The 14,136-nt window shown below is 65.2% G+C and carries 14 protein-coding genes and 1 tRNA gene; 4 read left to right on the top strand and 11 right to left on the bottom strand.

Features of this window, described 5'->3' with window-relative positions:
• Position 1 precedes the first annotated feature (1 nt).
• The 6 genes from QXZ94_RS05445 to secE form a co-directional block, all read right to left on the bottom strand.
• Positions 2-466, bottom strand: coding sequence for a (2Fe-2S)-binding protein (locus QXZ94_RS05445; protein WP_315719556.1), 465 nt, complete (start codon positions 464-466; stop codon positions 2-4).
• 146 nt (positions 467-612) lie between these two features.
• Complete coding sequence (locus tag QXZ94_RS05440) at positions 613-1,563, bottom strand: 2-hydroxyacid dehydrogenase (RefSeq protein ID WP_315719555.1); 951 nt, start codon at positions 1,561-1,563, stop codon at positions 613-615.
• A 78-nt stretch (positions 1,564-1,641) separates the two neighbouring features.
• On the bottom strand, positions 1,642-2,334 hold the full coding sequence (gene rplA, locus QXZ94_RS05435) for a 50S ribosomal protein L1 (protein WP_172108040.1): 693 nt from the start codon (positions 2,332-2,334) through the stop codon (positions 1,642-1,644).
• Positions 2,335-2,340: 6 nt separating this feature from the next.
• Positions 2,341-2,769 (bottom strand): 50S ribosomal protein L11, encoded by a 429-nt coding sequence (gene rplK / locus QXZ94_RS05430; protein WP_006611824.1) that lies wholly within the window; start codon positions 2,767-2,769, stop codon positions 2,341-2,343.
• A 403-nt stretch (positions 2,770-3,172) separates the two neighbouring features.
• Positions 3,173-3,730 (bottom strand): transcription termination/antitermination protein NusG, encoded by a 558-nt coding sequence (gene nusG / locus QXZ94_RS05425; protein ID WP_008960377.1) that lies wholly within the window; start codon positions 3,728-3,730, stop codon positions 3,173-3,175.
• Entirely contained in the window at positions 3,730-3,921 is a 192-nt protein-coding gene (secE, locus tag QXZ94_RS05420; protein ID WP_006611822.1) for a preprotein translocase subunit SecE, read from the bottom strand. Before secE ends, nusG begins: the two co-directional genes overlap by 1 nt.
• Positions 3,922-4,343: 422 nt before the next feature.
• On the opposite strand from secE, the gene QXZ94_RS05415 reads away from it, so the two are divergent.
• Positions 4,344-5,576, top strand: a complete 1,233-nt coding sequence (locus QXZ94_RS05415) for an ABC transporter substrate-binding protein (RefSeq protein ID WP_315719554.1) — start codon at positions 4,344-4,346, stop codon at positions 5,574-5,576.
• A 104-nt stretch (positions 5,577-5,680) separates the two neighbouring features.
• Here the strand turns inward: QXZ94_RS05415 and QXZ94_RS05410 are convergent.
• Positions 5,681-5,756 (bottom strand) — tRNA-Trp (locus tag QXZ94_RS05410).
• 165 nt (positions 5,757-5,921) lie between these two features.
• Here QXZ94_RS05410 and QXZ94_RS05405 point away from each other — a divergent pair.
• Positions 5,922-7,154, top strand: coding sequence for a serine hydrolase domain-containing protein (locus QXZ94_RS05405; protein WP_315719553.1), 1,233 nt, complete (start codon positions 5,922-5,924; stop codon positions 7,152-7,154).
• Between the two features lie 309 nt (positions 7,155-7,463).
• On the opposite strand, the gene QXZ94_RS05400 is transcribed toward QXZ94_RS05405, so the two are convergent.
• Together QXZ94_RS05400 and QXZ94_RS05395 are read right to left on the bottom strand one after the other, a co-directional pair.
• A complete protein-coding gene (locus tag QXZ94_RS05400; protein ID WP_315719552.1) occupies positions 7,464-8,231 on the bottom strand; it encodes an SDR family oxidoreductase in 768 nt (255 codons plus the stop codon).
• Between the two features lie 251 nt (positions 8,232-8,482).
• Positions 8,483-9,190 (bottom strand): histidine phosphatase family protein, encoded by a 708-nt coding sequence (locus tag QXZ94_RS05395; RefSeq protein ID WP_315719551.1) that lies wholly within the window; start codon positions 9,188-9,190, stop codon positions 8,483-8,485.
• A 145-nt stretch (positions 9,191-9,335) separates the two neighbouring features.
• Here QXZ94_RS05395 and QXZ94_RS05390 point away from each other — a divergent pair, with 145 nt between their 5' ends.
• Both QXZ94_RS05390 and QXZ94_RS05385 read left to right on the top strand, forming a co-directional pair.
• Positions 9,336-10,121 carry an SDR family oxidoreductase gene (locus QXZ94_RS05390; RefSeq protein WP_315719550.1) on the top strand — a complete coding sequence of 262 codons (786 nt, stop codon included), beginning with the start codon at positions 9,336-9,338 and terminating at the stop codon, positions 10,119-10,121.
• A gap of 1,006 nt (positions 10,122-11,127) precedes the next feature.
• Entirely contained in the window at positions 11,128-11,406 is a 279-nt protein-coding gene (locus QXZ94_RS05385) for a hypothetical protein (protein WP_172180303.1), read from the top strand.
• 105 nt (positions 11,407-11,511) lie between these two features.
• On the opposite strand, the gene QXZ94_RS05380 is transcribed toward QXZ94_RS05385, so the two are convergent.
• Both QXZ94_RS05380 and QXZ94_RS05375 read right to left on the bottom strand, forming a co-directional pair.
• Entirely contained in the window at positions 11,512-12,570 is a 1,059-nt protein-coding gene (locus tag QXZ94_RS05380) for a phosphotransferase family protein (RefSeq protein WP_315719549.1), read from the bottom strand.
• A gap of 282 nt (positions 12,571-12,852) precedes the next feature.
• The gene (locus QXZ94_RS05375; RefSeq protein ID WP_250174032.1) at positions 12,853-14,088 is read right to left on the bottom strand and encodes an acyl-CoA dehydrogenase family protein; all 1,236 of its coding nucleotides are present in this window, start codon (positions 14,086-14,088) and stop codon (positions 12,853-12,855) included.
• Positions 14,089-14,136 lie beyond the last annotated feature (48 nt).

Genomic DNA, 14,136 nt, shown 5'->3' with positions numbered 1-14,136 from the left:
GTCAGCCCTCCAGCGACTTGGCGGCGGAATGGATCGCGGCGCGGATGCGGACATAGGTCGCGCAGCGGCAGATGTTGCCGTTCATCGCCAGGTCGATGTCCTGGTCGGTGGGTTTGGGATTGAGCCCGAGCAGCGCGGCCGCGCTCATCACCTGTCCCGACTGGCAGTAGCCGCATTGCGGCACGTCATGCGCGGCCCATGCCTTCTGCACGGCGACGGCTTCCTTGGATGCCAGCCCCTCGATCGTGGTCACCTCGCTCTTTCCGACCGCCGAGACGGGCAACGAGCATGAGCGGACGGTCTGGCCATCGACATAGACGGTGCAGGCGCCGCACTGCGCGACGCCGCAGCCATACTTCGTGCCGGTCAACCCGACATTGTCGCGAATGGCCCAAAGCAAGGGCGTCCCAGGATCGACATCAACCTGATGCTCCCGCCCGTTGATCTTCAAGGTGAACGCCGCCATTGCCGCCCTCGCTCTTCATCCACGAATAGCAATGATTAGAAGCGTTCGAGAACGACTCGCAACTCACAGAGATGTGCAGTGCGTCAGAATATTTCTCCGACTGCGCGGAACTATTTCGGAGGCAGAAGAACACCGCCGCGAGCTGATCACTTGACTTGGTAAGGCAATGTCTCGCCGGCGAAGAAGGCGGTGAGATTGGCGACAACGCAGGCCTGCATCGCGACATGCGACTCCCGCGTGTTGCCGCCGATATGGGGCGTCACCACGACATTCGGAAGCGCCGTCAGTTCATCCGGTGTATGCGGCTCGGTTTCGAACACGTCGAGCCCGGCGCCGGCGATGACACCGTCCTTCAGCGCCGCCAGCAGCGCGCGCTCGTCGATGACCGAGCCGCGTGAGATGTTGACGACATGGCCGTCGGGCCCAAGCTTCTTCAGGAGTTCAGCATTGACGACATGGGTCGTCTCGGCGCTGGCCCGGACAGCGATCATCAATACGGTGCACCATTCGGCGAGCGCATCGAAGCTCGGGAAGTATTGGTATGGCAGGTCGTCGTAGCGGGTTCGGTTGAAATAGCCGATTTCGGTCTCGAACGCGGCGAGGCGGGAAGCGATCTTGCGGCCGATCTCGCCCATGCCGTAGATGCCGACCTTGCAGCCCGCAAGGCTCGGCGGCGGCTTCATCAGCGGCGACGGCTTGGACCCAGCCCAGCCGCCGTCGCGGACGTAGGCGTCGGCGACCATCAGCCGCCGCGTGCTCGCCAGCATCAGCATCACCGCGACATCGGCGACCGCCGCGGCATTGGCCCCTGGACTGTGGCCGACGGCGATGCTGCGCGCCGCCGCCGCCTTCAGGTCGACGCCGTCATAGCCGGTGCCGTAGCAGACGATCGCGCCCAGCGCCGGCAGCCGGTCCATCTCTTCCGCGCCCAGCCGCGTGGCGCCGGCCGTGATCAGCGCCCGGACCTGCGCCACCTCCTCCGCCGCAAACACCTCGTGGGCCGGCTTGCCGCCGGTGTCGAGCAGGTCGAAGCGGTCGGCGAAGCGCTGGGTCAGGGATTTGGGGAAACGGGAATAGATCAGGACCTTGTCGGGCATCGCGGCGAGCACTCCAAAATGCGAAGGGCGGGATCGTTCGACGATCCCGCCCTTGCTGTCTAACCTATGCGAGGCCGCTTACGCGAGCACGGTGCCCGGCTCGACCTTGACGCCCGGGCCCATCGTCGACGACACCGCGACGCGCTGGACGTAGGTGCCCTTGGCGCCCGCCGGCTTGGCCTTCACGACCGCGTCCGCCAGCGCCTTGATGTTCTCGACCAGCTTGTCCTCGGCGAACGAGGCCTTGCCGACGCCGGCCTGGATGATGCCAGCCTTCTCGACGCGGAACTCGACCGAGCCGCCCTTGGCACCCTTGACGGCGCCGGCGACGTCCATGGTCACGGTGCCGATCTTCGGGTTCGGCATCATGCCGCGCGGACCGAGCACCTTACCGAGACGGCCGACCAGCGGCATCATGTCGGGGGTGGCGATACAACGGTCGAAGTCGATGTTGCCGTTCTGAACCTTCTCGACCAGGTCCTCCGCGCCGACCACGTCGGCACCGGCGGCCTTGGCCTCGTCGGCCTTGGCGCCGCGGGCAAACACGCCGACGCGCAGCGTACGGCCGGTGCCGTTCGGCAGCATCACGACGCCACGGACCATCTGGTCGGCGTGACGCGGATCGACGCCGAGGTTGATCGAGACCTCGATGGTCTCGTCGAACTTCGAGACGGCCCGCTCCTTGATCATCTTGATCGCATCAGCAAGCGGGTAGAGCTTGGTGCGGTCGATGCCCTCGCGGGCCTTCTTCAAACGCTTTCCGATCGCCATGGCCGCTTACCCCGCAACTTCCAGACCCATCGAGCGGGCAGAGCCCTCGACCATCTTCATGGCCGACTCGATCGAGTCGCAATTCAGGTCCTTCATCTTCTTCTCGGCGATCTCGCGCACCTGCGCCTTGGTCACCTTGCCGGCCTTGTCGCGACCCGGGGCCTTGGAGCCCGACTGGATCTTGGCGGCCTGCTTGAGGAAGAAGGACATCGGCGGGGTCTTCATCTCGAAGGTGAAGGACCGGTCCGCGTAAATGGTGATGACCACCGGGATCGGGGTGTTCTTCTCTTCCTTCTGGGTCTGCGCGTTGAACGCCTTGCAGAACTCCATGATGTTGAGACCGCGCTGACCGAGCGCGGGGCCGATCGGCGGCGACGGGTTGGCCGCGCCGGCCGGCACCTGAAGCTTCAGGTAACCGGTTACTTTCTTTGCCATTGGGATTCTCCAATGCGCTCGCGATCTTGCCTGAAGCGAACGCAACGCCTTCGGGGCGACAAAACCCGTCAGGCGAGGTTTGGGACCGTGGTCCGGCGCGCTTTGTCCGGCTGGCAAAGCCGGCCGCGCCTCCCACGAACGAAATCGCCCCCCGTTTGGGGAGCGAAGGGCGCCCGATACACGAGATCGGACGAAAAGGAAAGGGTGGAGCACGCGAGCTCCCTCCTCCCATCATTCCGGGGCGCCCGTCAGGGCGAGCCCGGAATCCATAGCCACAGGGCGCTGTGTTGGGCACCTCAGAAGTGGCAGTTCGCCGTCCCAAACCCGCTTGGGGTTATGGATTCCGGGCTCAGCCCTTTCGGGCTGCCCCGGAATGACGGCGGAGAGGGCGAAGCCGCCGGCCTTAACCCACCACCTTCTCGACCTGGTTGAACTCCAGCTCGACCGGGGTGGCGCGGCCGAAGATCGACACCGCGACCTTGACGCGCGAACGGGCCTCGTCGATTTCCTCGACCACGCCGGAGAACGACGCGAACGGGCCGTCGGCGACGCGGACGTTCTCGCCGATCTCGAACGACACCGAGGATTTCGGCCGCTCCACGCCTTCCTGCATCTGGTTCAGGATGCGCATCGCCTCACCTTCGGAGATCGGCATCGGCTTGTTCTCGGCACCGAGGAAGCCGGTCACCTTGGGCGTGTTCTTGATCAGATGAAACGCCTCGTCGGTCAGCTTCATCTTCACCAGCACGTAGCCGGGGAAGAACTTGCGCTCGGCGTTGATCTTTCGACCGCGGCGCACCTCGGTGACATTCTCGATCGGCACCAGCACCTGCTCGAACAGATCCTCGAGATTACGCTGCTTGGCCTGCTCGCGGATCGACTCCGCGACCTTCTTCTCGAAGTTCGAATAGGCGTGGACGATGTACCAGCGCTTGTCGGAGCTTTGCGTTGCGATTGCCATCAGTGGATGCCCAGCACGAGGGTGATGAGATAACGGATGATCTGATCGGCGGCGAAGAAGAACACCGAGGCCAGCGCCACCATCACGAACACCATGATCGTGGTGATGGTGACCTCGCGACGGCTCGGCCACGAGACCTTGGCGGTCTCCGAGCGCACTTCCTGCAGGAATTTGAACGGGCTTGTAGCCATCGTCAGGGGTCCTCGTCCGTCATCGGACGATTGAAGAGTTGACTGGGAAAACCGAACAGCCGACCGCTGCCCACCCTCTTGTCGGAGAGATGAGCCGGAAACCACGGGCTCGCTTGTTCGGGGAGTGAAAAGCCGCGCCGGATATCCGCTGTCCGCGGGCCGGCTGCAGGTTGTCGATATCTACTGTCGGAGCGGTCAAAGGTCAAGATAAGGGCAGGCCGGGTGTCCCCGGTCATTCGCTTGGCAGAGGTCCGCTGGACCCGCCTCACGCCGGTTTTTCGTGCCGCGGCAGGCCATTTCCACACCACGGCAGGTTGAGCAGGTGCCGCGACGAAATGCCCGTTGCGGAGGGTTTCCTGCTCTTGCCGGGCCTGCGGCGCCCGCTCATTCTCACCGGCACAAGAATAATCAGGAGGAACCCCATGACCTTTGCCACGGGCAAGGGACGGACGCGACTTGCCGCCGTCGGTCTCGTTGCCGGCCTTGCCGCCCTCACCCTTACCGCCATCCCTGCCCTCGCCCAGGCGCCGCTCAAGATCGGCGTGCTCGGCGACTTCTCGTCGGTCTATTCGGACATCGGCGGCCAGGGCAATCTGGAGGCGACCAAGCTCGCGGTCGAGGAGTTCGGCGGCACCATGTTCGGCAAGCCGATCGAGATCATCAGCGCCGACGCCCAGAACAAGGCCGACATCGCCGCCACCATCTCCCGCAAATGGTACGAGAACGAAGGCGTCGACATGATCATCGACATGCCGACCTCGGCCACTGCGCTGGCCGGCATGGAGATGTCGAAGCAGTTCGAGAAGCTGATGATCGTGACGGACGCGGCGAGCTCCGACATCACCGGAAAATCCTGCTCGCCCTACACCGTGCACTGGACCTACGACACCTATGGCAATGCGCACACGGTCGGCCAGGCCATCGTCAAGAACGGCGGCAAGACCTGGTTCTTCATCACCGCGGACTATCTGTTCGGCCATTCGATCGAGCGCGACACCGGCGACGTCGTGCGCGCAGCCGGCGGCACCGTGTTCGGCAGCGCCCGCCATCCTCTCAACAACCAGGACTTCTCGTCCTTCCTGCTGCAGGCGCAGGCCAGCAAGGCCAAGATCATCGGCATGGCCAATGGCGGCGGCGACACCATCAACACCATCAAGCAGGCGGCCGAGTTCGGCATCGTCGCCGGCGGCCAGAACCTCGCCGGCATCGTGATGTTCATCTCGGACATCCACAGCCTCGGCCTGAAGCTGGCGCAGGGGCTGATCATCACCGAGGCCTATTATTGGGACCTCAACGACCGCACCCGCGCCTTCGGCAAGAGGTTCTTCGACAAGATGAAGCGGATGCCGACGATGAACCAGGCAGCGACCTACAGCGCCACGCTGCATTACCTCAACGCAGTGAAGGCGGCCGGCACGCGCGACACCAAGCCGGTGCTCGCCAAGATGCGCGAGACTCCTGTCCGCGACGCCTTCACCGACAACGGCATCGTCCGCGAGGACGGCCGCATGGTGCACTCGATGTTCCTGTTCGAGGTCAAGAAGCCGGAGGAATCGAAGGGCCCGTGGGACTATTACAAGGTGCTGGCGGAGGTGCCCGGCGACCAGGCGTTCCGGCCGCTGAAGGACGGCAATTGTCCTTACGTGAAACAATAAGGACCCGCCAAAACGCGTTCGGGGCTCGCGCATCGCGGGCCCCGGGCAAACTGTCTTCGTCGATTTCGGTGTTAAGTGCTTGATCTCGCTGGCGGCTATCTCGCTGGCAGGAGTGGAGAGGCTCGAACTCCCAACCCCCGGTTTTGGAGACCGGTGCTCTACCAATTGAGCTACACTCCTAGCGAGCCGGGACAGCGTCGCCGGTTCGGCCGCTTTGAAGCATAGACCTCCCCCCGAATGCAAGGGTGCAATCGGGCAAATCGACTGGTCAGACCACAACTTCCGCGCCAGACTTGATGCAAACCGACAACATCGCCCAGAACAACACTGCTCGAGGGAGAGCCCATGACCCCGTCCCCCGCCCCCAGCATGCCGCTGTCCGCGCTCCGCTCCCTGAGCCTGCCATTGCCGGATGACCGGCCTGAGGCGCTCGGACTGTCCGCGGCGCGGCTGCAGCGGGCCTCGGACGCGTTCAAGCGCGAGGCGGACAAGGGCACGATCCCCGGCGCGACGCTGCTGGTCGGCCGCCGCGGCCGGATCGGCTGGTTCGACGCCATCGGCCGGCAGGCGCCGGACCAGGACACGCCGATGCGGCCCGATTCGCTGTTCCGCATCTTCTCGATGACCAAGCCGATCGTCTCGCTGGGCATCATGATGCTGGCCGAGGACGGCGACCTGCTGCTGTCGGACCCCGTCGCCAAGTTCATCCCCGAATTCGGCGACCAGAAGGTCGGGATCGACAAGGGCGGCAAGCTGGAACTGGTGCCGGTGGCGCAGCCGATGACGGTGCAGGACCTGCTGCGCCACACGTCGGGTCTCGCCTATGAGCACACCGGCACCGGGCCGGTGCACCAGCTCTACCAGCAGTCGCGGGTCCGCAGCCGCAAGATCACCAACGCCGAGCACGCTTCGATCGTCGCCGGCCTGCCGCTGATCTGCCAGCCGGGCGCGGAGTTCAACTACAGCCGCTCGACCGACATTCTCGGCCGGATCATCGAGGTCGTCTCCGGGCAATCGCTCGGCGCGTTCCTGGCCGAGCGCATCCTGAAGCCGCTCGGCATGAACGAGACCGGCTTCTTTACCAGCGAGGCCAATGCCGGCCGGCTGGCCGAGCCGTTTGCCAAGGACCCGTGGACCGGCGAGGCCGTGAACCTGTTCAAGATGACCGAGCAACCGGTGATGGAATCCGGCGGCGGCGGGCTGGTGGCGACCACCATGGACTACGCCCGGTTCTGCGCGATGCTGCTCAACAAGGGCAGCTTGGACGGTGTCAGGCTGGTCGGCCGCAAGACGCTCGAGCTGATGGCCTCCGATCATCTCGGCCCCGACGTGAAGACGGTCGGCACCCTGCTGTCGCCGGGTCACGGCTTCGGCCTCGGCTTCGCCGTCCGCCGCGACGCCGGCATCGCCCCCTTCCCCGGCTCGGTGGGCACCTTCTTCTGGAGCGGCATCGCCGGCACGTTCTTCTGGATCGACCCGAAGGAGGAGCTGTTCTGCGTGTTCATGGCGCAGGCTCCCGGGCAGCGGGACTATCTGCGCACGCTGGTCCGCGACGTCGTCTACGCGGCGGTGGAGTGAGCCGGCTGCGTCGTATGCCCGGATCTGGCGACACCCACCACCGTCATCCCGGCGAACGCCGGGATCCATACCGCGTGATCTGTCGAGGGATGTCACTGCCAGTTGCCTGCCTCATGATGGCCGGTGGTTATGGGTCCCGGCGTTCGCCGGGACGACAGTTGTGAGTGTCTGTGGAGTGAGGGACGTATGCTCTCTCCGTCGTCATGCCCGGGCTTGACCCGGCCATCCACGCGCATCGACACCCGCCGCTCGACGTGGATGGCCGGGACAAGCCCGGCCATGACGGAGAGCGCAGAGACAGCGTCGACCTCAACTGATCGTCGCGCCGCCGTCGATCACCATGGTCTGGCCGGTCATGAAGTTGCCGGCGGCCGAGCCCAGGAACACCGCCGCGCCGGCGATCTCGTCCGGGATGCCGATGCGCAGCAGCGGCGAGCGGGCGGTCGACGCTTTCAGATTGTCCGGATTGTCCCACAGCGCCTTGGCGAAATCGGTCTTGATCAGGCCCGGCGCGATGCAGTTCACGCGCACATTGTGCGGGCCGTATTCGCAGGCGAGGTTGCGCGCGAGCTGCATGTCGGCGGCTTTCGAGATCGCGTAGGCGCCGAGGATGGTCGAGCCCTTCAGGCCGCCGATCGAGGAGACGATGATGATCGAGCCGTCCTTGCGCGCGATCATCTGCGGCACGACCATGCTGATCAGCCAGTTGTTGGCGACGATGTTGTTGTCGAGGATCTTGCGGAACTGATCGTCGGAGATGCCGGCCAGCGGCCCGTAGTATGGGTTCGACGCGGCGTTGCAGACGAGAACGTCGATCTGGCCGTAGATGCGGTTGGCCTCGTCGACGAGGTTCTGCAAATTCTCCTTGCTGGAGATGTTGGCGGCGACCGCAGCCGCCGTGCCGGCACCGAAGCGCTCGTTGATCTCCTTGGCGACGGCCTCGCAGACATCGGCCTTGCGGGAGGAGATCACCACCTTGGCGCCGTGCTCGGCCATGCGCTCGGCGATGGCGAGACCGATGCCGCGGGTGGAGCCGGTGATGACGGCCACCTTGCCGGTCATGTCGAACAGGGTCATGGGGAGGTCCTCCTAGGTTGTTGTTAGGTCGTTATCGGGTCGACATTTGTCGTGAGGCGGATGGAATCCGTTCCACCCACCGCCGTCATGCTCCGCGCAGGCGGAGCATCCAGTACGCTGCGGCGGTCGTGAGACCCGAGAGGCCGGCGTGTACTGGATCGTCCGCCTCCGCGGACGATGACAGTTGAATGTGCGGGTGCACTGAGAGGCTCACCACCCATATACGACCTGTCGAACACCCACGCGTCTCCTCACGCCAGCTTGCTCGTCGTGACCTCCGGCCCGGCCGGCTGATGCATCGCGCGGTGCGCGGCATCGGCGATCCAGGGCTGCTGATTGACCATCGGCAGGCGCCACGTGCTGACGTCGCCGGCCTCGATGTGATCGAGTCGCGTCACCGAGCAATTGTCGATGTCGAACGCGAGCCCCTTCTCGACGAGACCGCCAAGCGCCAGGCCGACTGCGGCCTTGATGGTACCGCCATGGCCGACCGCAATGACATCGCGACCGGCTTCCGCCACCGTGATGCGCGCGATCGCCGCGGTGACGCGGGTATACAGATCCATGTAGCTCTCGCCGCCCGGCGCGGGCTCGTCGATGGCGGCGAACCAATGGCTGCCGGCGGGACGGCTCGCCAGAAAGGCGGCGCGGTTCATGCCTTGCCATTGCCCGAGATGCTGCTCGGCAAAGGCGGCCTCCTTGATCATATCCGCCGGGCGCGGGAAGCCGGCCTCCCAGATCGCCTCCGCCGTCTGATGCGTGCGCATCAGGTTGCTCGCATACCAGACGGCGCTGCGCGGCAGGATCTTGGCCACGGCTTCGAACACCTCACGGTCCCCCGTGTCGCAGGCGATGTCGGACTGGCCGTAGATGTTGCCGCCGTCGCTGCGCACCGGCGCGTGGCGCACCCACCACCAGCGCGTGGTGACAACAGAAGGCCTCGTTCCATCAGCTGTCATCGCGTCACCCTTCCCTCTGCCGGTCTCTCGCTGTACGTGAAGGCCTCAGTCGTCTCAAGCCGCTTGGCGATCCCGGTACGTTTGAAACGGCGTTTGAATTCCGTTGCGCGGTACGCAACTGATCAACAATGAAGCAGGAGGAAACATGGGCCGCCTCGAAGGCAAATCCGTCATCATCACCGGCGCCGGCAGCGGCATCGGCCGCGCCGCATCGCTGATGTTCACCGAGGAAGGCGCGCGGCTGATCGCGGTCGATCGCAGCGAGGCCGTCAAGGAGACGGTCGAGATGGTCAAGCAGCAGGGCGGCATTGCGGAGGCCGTGCTCGCCGACGCCGGCTCCGAGGCGGATGTCTCGGGCTTCATCGATCGCGCGGTCGCGACCTACGGCAAGCTCGACGTAATCTGGGCCAATGCCGGCATCTCTGGCGGGCTGAAGCCGATCGCCGAGCAGACCGTCGAGCACTGGCAGGAGATCCTGCGCATCAATCTGATCGGCCCGTTCCTCGCAGTCAAATACGCCATGCCGCACATGGTGCGGCAGCAGCGCGGCGCGATCGTCTGCACGGCCTCCGTCGCAGGCCTGAAGTCCGGCGCCTCCGGACATCCTTATGCGGCCAGCAAGGCCGGCGTGATCAGCCTGGTGCAGACCACCGCCTACTCGCTGTCCGGCACCGGCGTGCGCATCAACGCGGTCTGCCCCGGACTGATCGAGACCGGCATGACCAAGCCGATCTTCGACGGCGCCAAGGAGCGCGGCACCGAAGGCAAGATCGGCCAGCTCAATCCGCTGAAGCGCGCCGGCCAGCCGCACGAGATCGCCGCCATGGCCCTGTTCCTCGCCAGCGACGAAGCCTCCTACGTCAACGGCCAGGCGTTCCCGGTCGACGGCGGCCTCACCGCGTCGATGCCGTATGCGGGCAAGCCGATCTAGGTGAGCTGCCGCTTCACTCTCCGCCGTCGTCCCGGCGAAAGCCGGGACCCATACCCCCAGGGAGTGGTTTGAGGCCAGCTGGCCATTGGCTTTTTGCCCAACAGTTCTGCTGCGGCGTATGGATCCCGGCTCTGCGCACCGCCAGCGCATTCGCGCGGCCGGCGCTTGGCCGGGATGACGGTGTGTGTCGTGAACGTCATCGCGAGCGCAGCGACGCGATCCAGAGTCGCCACCTGAGCCCCGGATTGCGTCGCGGAGCCTGTCATCCGGCCGCGCTTCGTGCGCACCGGGTGGCTCGCAATGACGGAGTGCAATCATGCAGATTTATTCCCGCGGCGCATCCACGCCCGAGTGATCCGATCGTCGCCGCCCTCCAATCGAAGGGCGCAGGGAAGGCCAGGCGTCGGCTGACGCCTGCGGCCCGCCTGCGAAAAAAATGCAGGCGGCAGGTACCACAGGTGCAGCCGAGAACACCCGGCCTTCCCTGCGCGACGGTCTTAACGCTTATACGCAGTCTCCCTGGTGCGCCGGGCTCGTTGGCCACCATCACCGCGCGGCGCTCAGGCCAACGCGACTTGATACCAGCGTCGGGGTATCAGGACCCTGCGACTTCACGTCCGCGCCGAGCCGTTCGTCCGCGCATCGCAAGGACACGCTGCGGCTCCATCGCGGCCATCGCCTCCCCGCCTCGCGTGTCGTGACGATCGCGCGCAACGCCCCTCCGAGTGAGGCGGGATGACCACAGCAAAGCACAAATTCCGAAAAAGCGAAAGCAAAATCTTTCGTCCGCCCGGACTGATCGAGACGATCGTCTTGATCGCGCTCGCAAACTTTCTTTGACGGCGCGACCGCGTCATGTCGCAGCGAGCAGCAGTCCGGTTCAACCGCAGACATCGGCACTGGCGGGGTTTTTTCAGCGCGCCTCTTCGAACCGCCCGCTTCCAGGCTCCGTCGAACTTCGCAAGCGGACCATTTCCGGCTTCGCCAAACCGAAGGATGGAATCAGATGTCGAGACTATCGAAACTGCGACTGCTCACCCTGATCGGCGCCCTCGCGGCCGGGGCGGCTGCAACCAGCGCCCAGGCGCGCCAGCCCAGCCTGCCGCCGTGCGAGCTGAGCTCATGGGGCTCCTGCGGCACATACCAACACGTGCAAGAGGGCCCGCGCCGCAAGAGCACCGACACGTCGCCGATCTACATGAAGCAGACCGATCCGCGCTACAGCAGTGCGATGACGACGGCCGGTGGGGGCGGCGGCGGTGGAGGTGGCGGCGGTGGCCGCTGAGAGGGTGTGTCGCGCGTATCCCGGATGAGCGAAGCGACATCCGGGTTCACCGCAGCAGCAAGTGAGAACCCGGATGTCGCTGACGCTCATCCGGGCTCCAAGAGGCTACACCGCACCCGCCTTCTGCGCGTACTCCCAGGCCTGCTTGGTCATCGGCACCATGCGCTTGACCGACTCGATGGCCTTGTCGTTGGCGGCGGTGCCGTCGCGGATGCGGCCGATGATGCCCTGGAGAATGCCGGCGAGGCGGAACAGATTGTAGGCGAAGTACCAGTTGAGGTCGGGCAGCTCGGTGCCGGTGACGCCGCGATAGATCTCCGCCGCCTCCTCCATGGTCGGAATGTTCAGCGCCTTGAGGTCGACGCCGGCGAGACCGGGCATGATCCACTGCATCAGCAGATAAGTGAAGTCGGCCATGGGATCGCCCAGCGTCGACAGCTCCCAGTCGAGCACCGCGATGACACGCGGCTCCGAGGCGTGGAAGATCATATTGTCGAGGCGATAATCGCCATGCACGATCGAGACGCGCTGCTGCACCGGCAAGGTGCGCGGCAGCCATTCGATCAGCTTCTCCATCTCCGGCAGATGCTCGGTCTCGGACGCCCGGTACTGCTTGGTCCAGCGGTCGACCTGGCGGGCAAAATAGTTGCCGGGCTTGCCGAAATCGGCCAGCCCGATCGCGGCGGGATCGTAGGTGTGCAGCTTCGCCAGCGTCTCGATCTTGCTGGTGAAGATCGCGCGGCGCTCGGGAGCCCCGACATGCGGCAGGGTCGGATCCCAGAACACCCGGCCCTCCTCCATCGACATGATGTAGAAGGCCGAGCCGATCACGCTGTCGTCGTTGCAGAGCGCATAGGCCTTGGCGACCGGAAAGCCCTGCTTGCCGAGCGCCGCGATGACGCGGAATTCACGATCGACCGCATGCGCCGACGGCAGCAGCTTGCCGAACGGCTTTCGGCGGAGCACGTAGGAGCGTGACGGCGTGTTCAGCCGGTAGGTCGGATTCGACTGGCCACCCTTGAACTGCAGCACGGTCAGCGGGCCGGCATAGCCCTCGACATGCTCGGCCATCCAGGCCGCGAGCCTGGCCTCGTCGAACCGATGCCGCTCCTCGACCGGCTTGGTGCCGGAGAATTCTTCGTCCTTCTTGACGCCGTCGGCCACGACGAGGCTCCCTGTTCTCGCTTGTTCGTCATTCCGGGGCAGCCCGCGAGGGCTGAACCCGGAATCTCGATCTTGTCAAACTCATCTCTGGATTCCGGGTTCGACGCTGCGCGTCGCCCCGGAATGACGCAAGTGGTGAGTCACCGCTGCACATTGACATTGGTAGGGTGGGCAAAGCGAAGCGTGCCCACCGTCTTCCCTCATACTCGAAAATGGTGGGCACGCCTCCATCATCGCGCTTCGCGCGACGACGGAGGCTTTGCCCACCCTACGAGTCTACACTTAGTGGCGCGGCTCGTTGGCGTATTTCTTCATCTCGAGCCGGGCGATGGCGCGGTTGTGCACCTCGTCCGGGCCGTCGGCCAGGCGCAGCGTGCGGATGTTGGCGTAGTCCTTGGCAAGACCCGCATCATCGGACACGCCGGCGCCGCCGAACGCCTGGATGGCGTCGTCGATGATCTTCAGCGCCATGTTCGGGGCGGCGACCTTGATCATGGCGATCTCGCCCTGCGCGGTCTTGTTGCCGACCTTGTCCATCATGTCGGCGGCCTTGAGGCACAGCAGCCGGCACATCTCGATGTTGGTGCGCGCCTCGCCGATGCGCTGCTCCCACACCGAATGCTCGATGATCTTCTTGCCGAACGCCGTGCGCGTCATCAGCCGGCGCACCATCTTCTCCAGCGACTCCTCGGCCTTGCCGATGGTGCGCATGCAGTGATGGATGCGGCCCGGGCCGAGACGGCCCTGCGCGATCTCGAAGCCGCGGCCCTCGCCGAGCAGGATGTTCTCCGCCGGCACGCGCACGTTCTCGAGCAGCACCTGGGCATGGCCATGCGGCGCGTCGTCGAAGCCGAACACCGGCAGCATCTTCTCGACCTTGATGCCGGGGGTGTCGAGCGGCACCAGGATCTGGCTCTGCTGCTGATGCTTGGCGGCGGACGGATCGGTCTTGCCCATCAGGATCGCGATCTTGCAGCGGGGATCGCCGACGCCCGACGACCACCATTTACGGCCGTTGATGACGTAGTGATCGCCGTCGCGCACGATGCGGGTCTCGATGTTGGTGGCGTCGGACGAGGCCACGGCAGGCTCGGTCATCAGGAACGCCGAGCGGATCTCGCCGTCCATCAGCGGGCGCAGCCATTTGCGCTTCTGCTCCTTGGTGCCGTAGCGGATGAACACTTCCATGTTGCCGGTGTCCGGCGCCGAGCAGTTGAAGACCTCGGAGGCCCAGGAGATGCGGCCCATCTCCTCCGACAGCAGCGCGTATTCGAGATTGGTCAGGCCGGCACCGCGGAACTCGTCGTCCTCGTGCGGCGACGGCGGCATGAACATGTTCCAGAGGCCCTCGGCCTTTGCCTTGGCCTTCAAATCCTCCAGGATCGGGATCACCTTCCAGCGATCGCCCTCGGCGTCCTGCTGCTTGTAGATCGGCACCGCCGGGCGGACATGCTTGGTCATGAAGCTGCGCACGCGCTCCAGCCATTCCTGCTGCTTCGCCGACATCGTGAAGTCCATGGGACTCTCCTTGGGTGTTTCCTGGCCGCGTTTTGCCGCAGTGTCGAT

Source organism: Bradyrhizobium sp. SZCCHNS2022 (assembly GCF_032377575.1).
In the GTDB taxonomy this organism is placed as follows: Bacteria; Pseudomonadota; Alphaproteobacteria; order Rhizobiales; family Xanthobacteraceae; genus Bradyrhizobium; species Bradyrhizobium aeschynomenes.
This window is presented reverse-complemented; position numbering and strand designations above follow the sequence as displayed.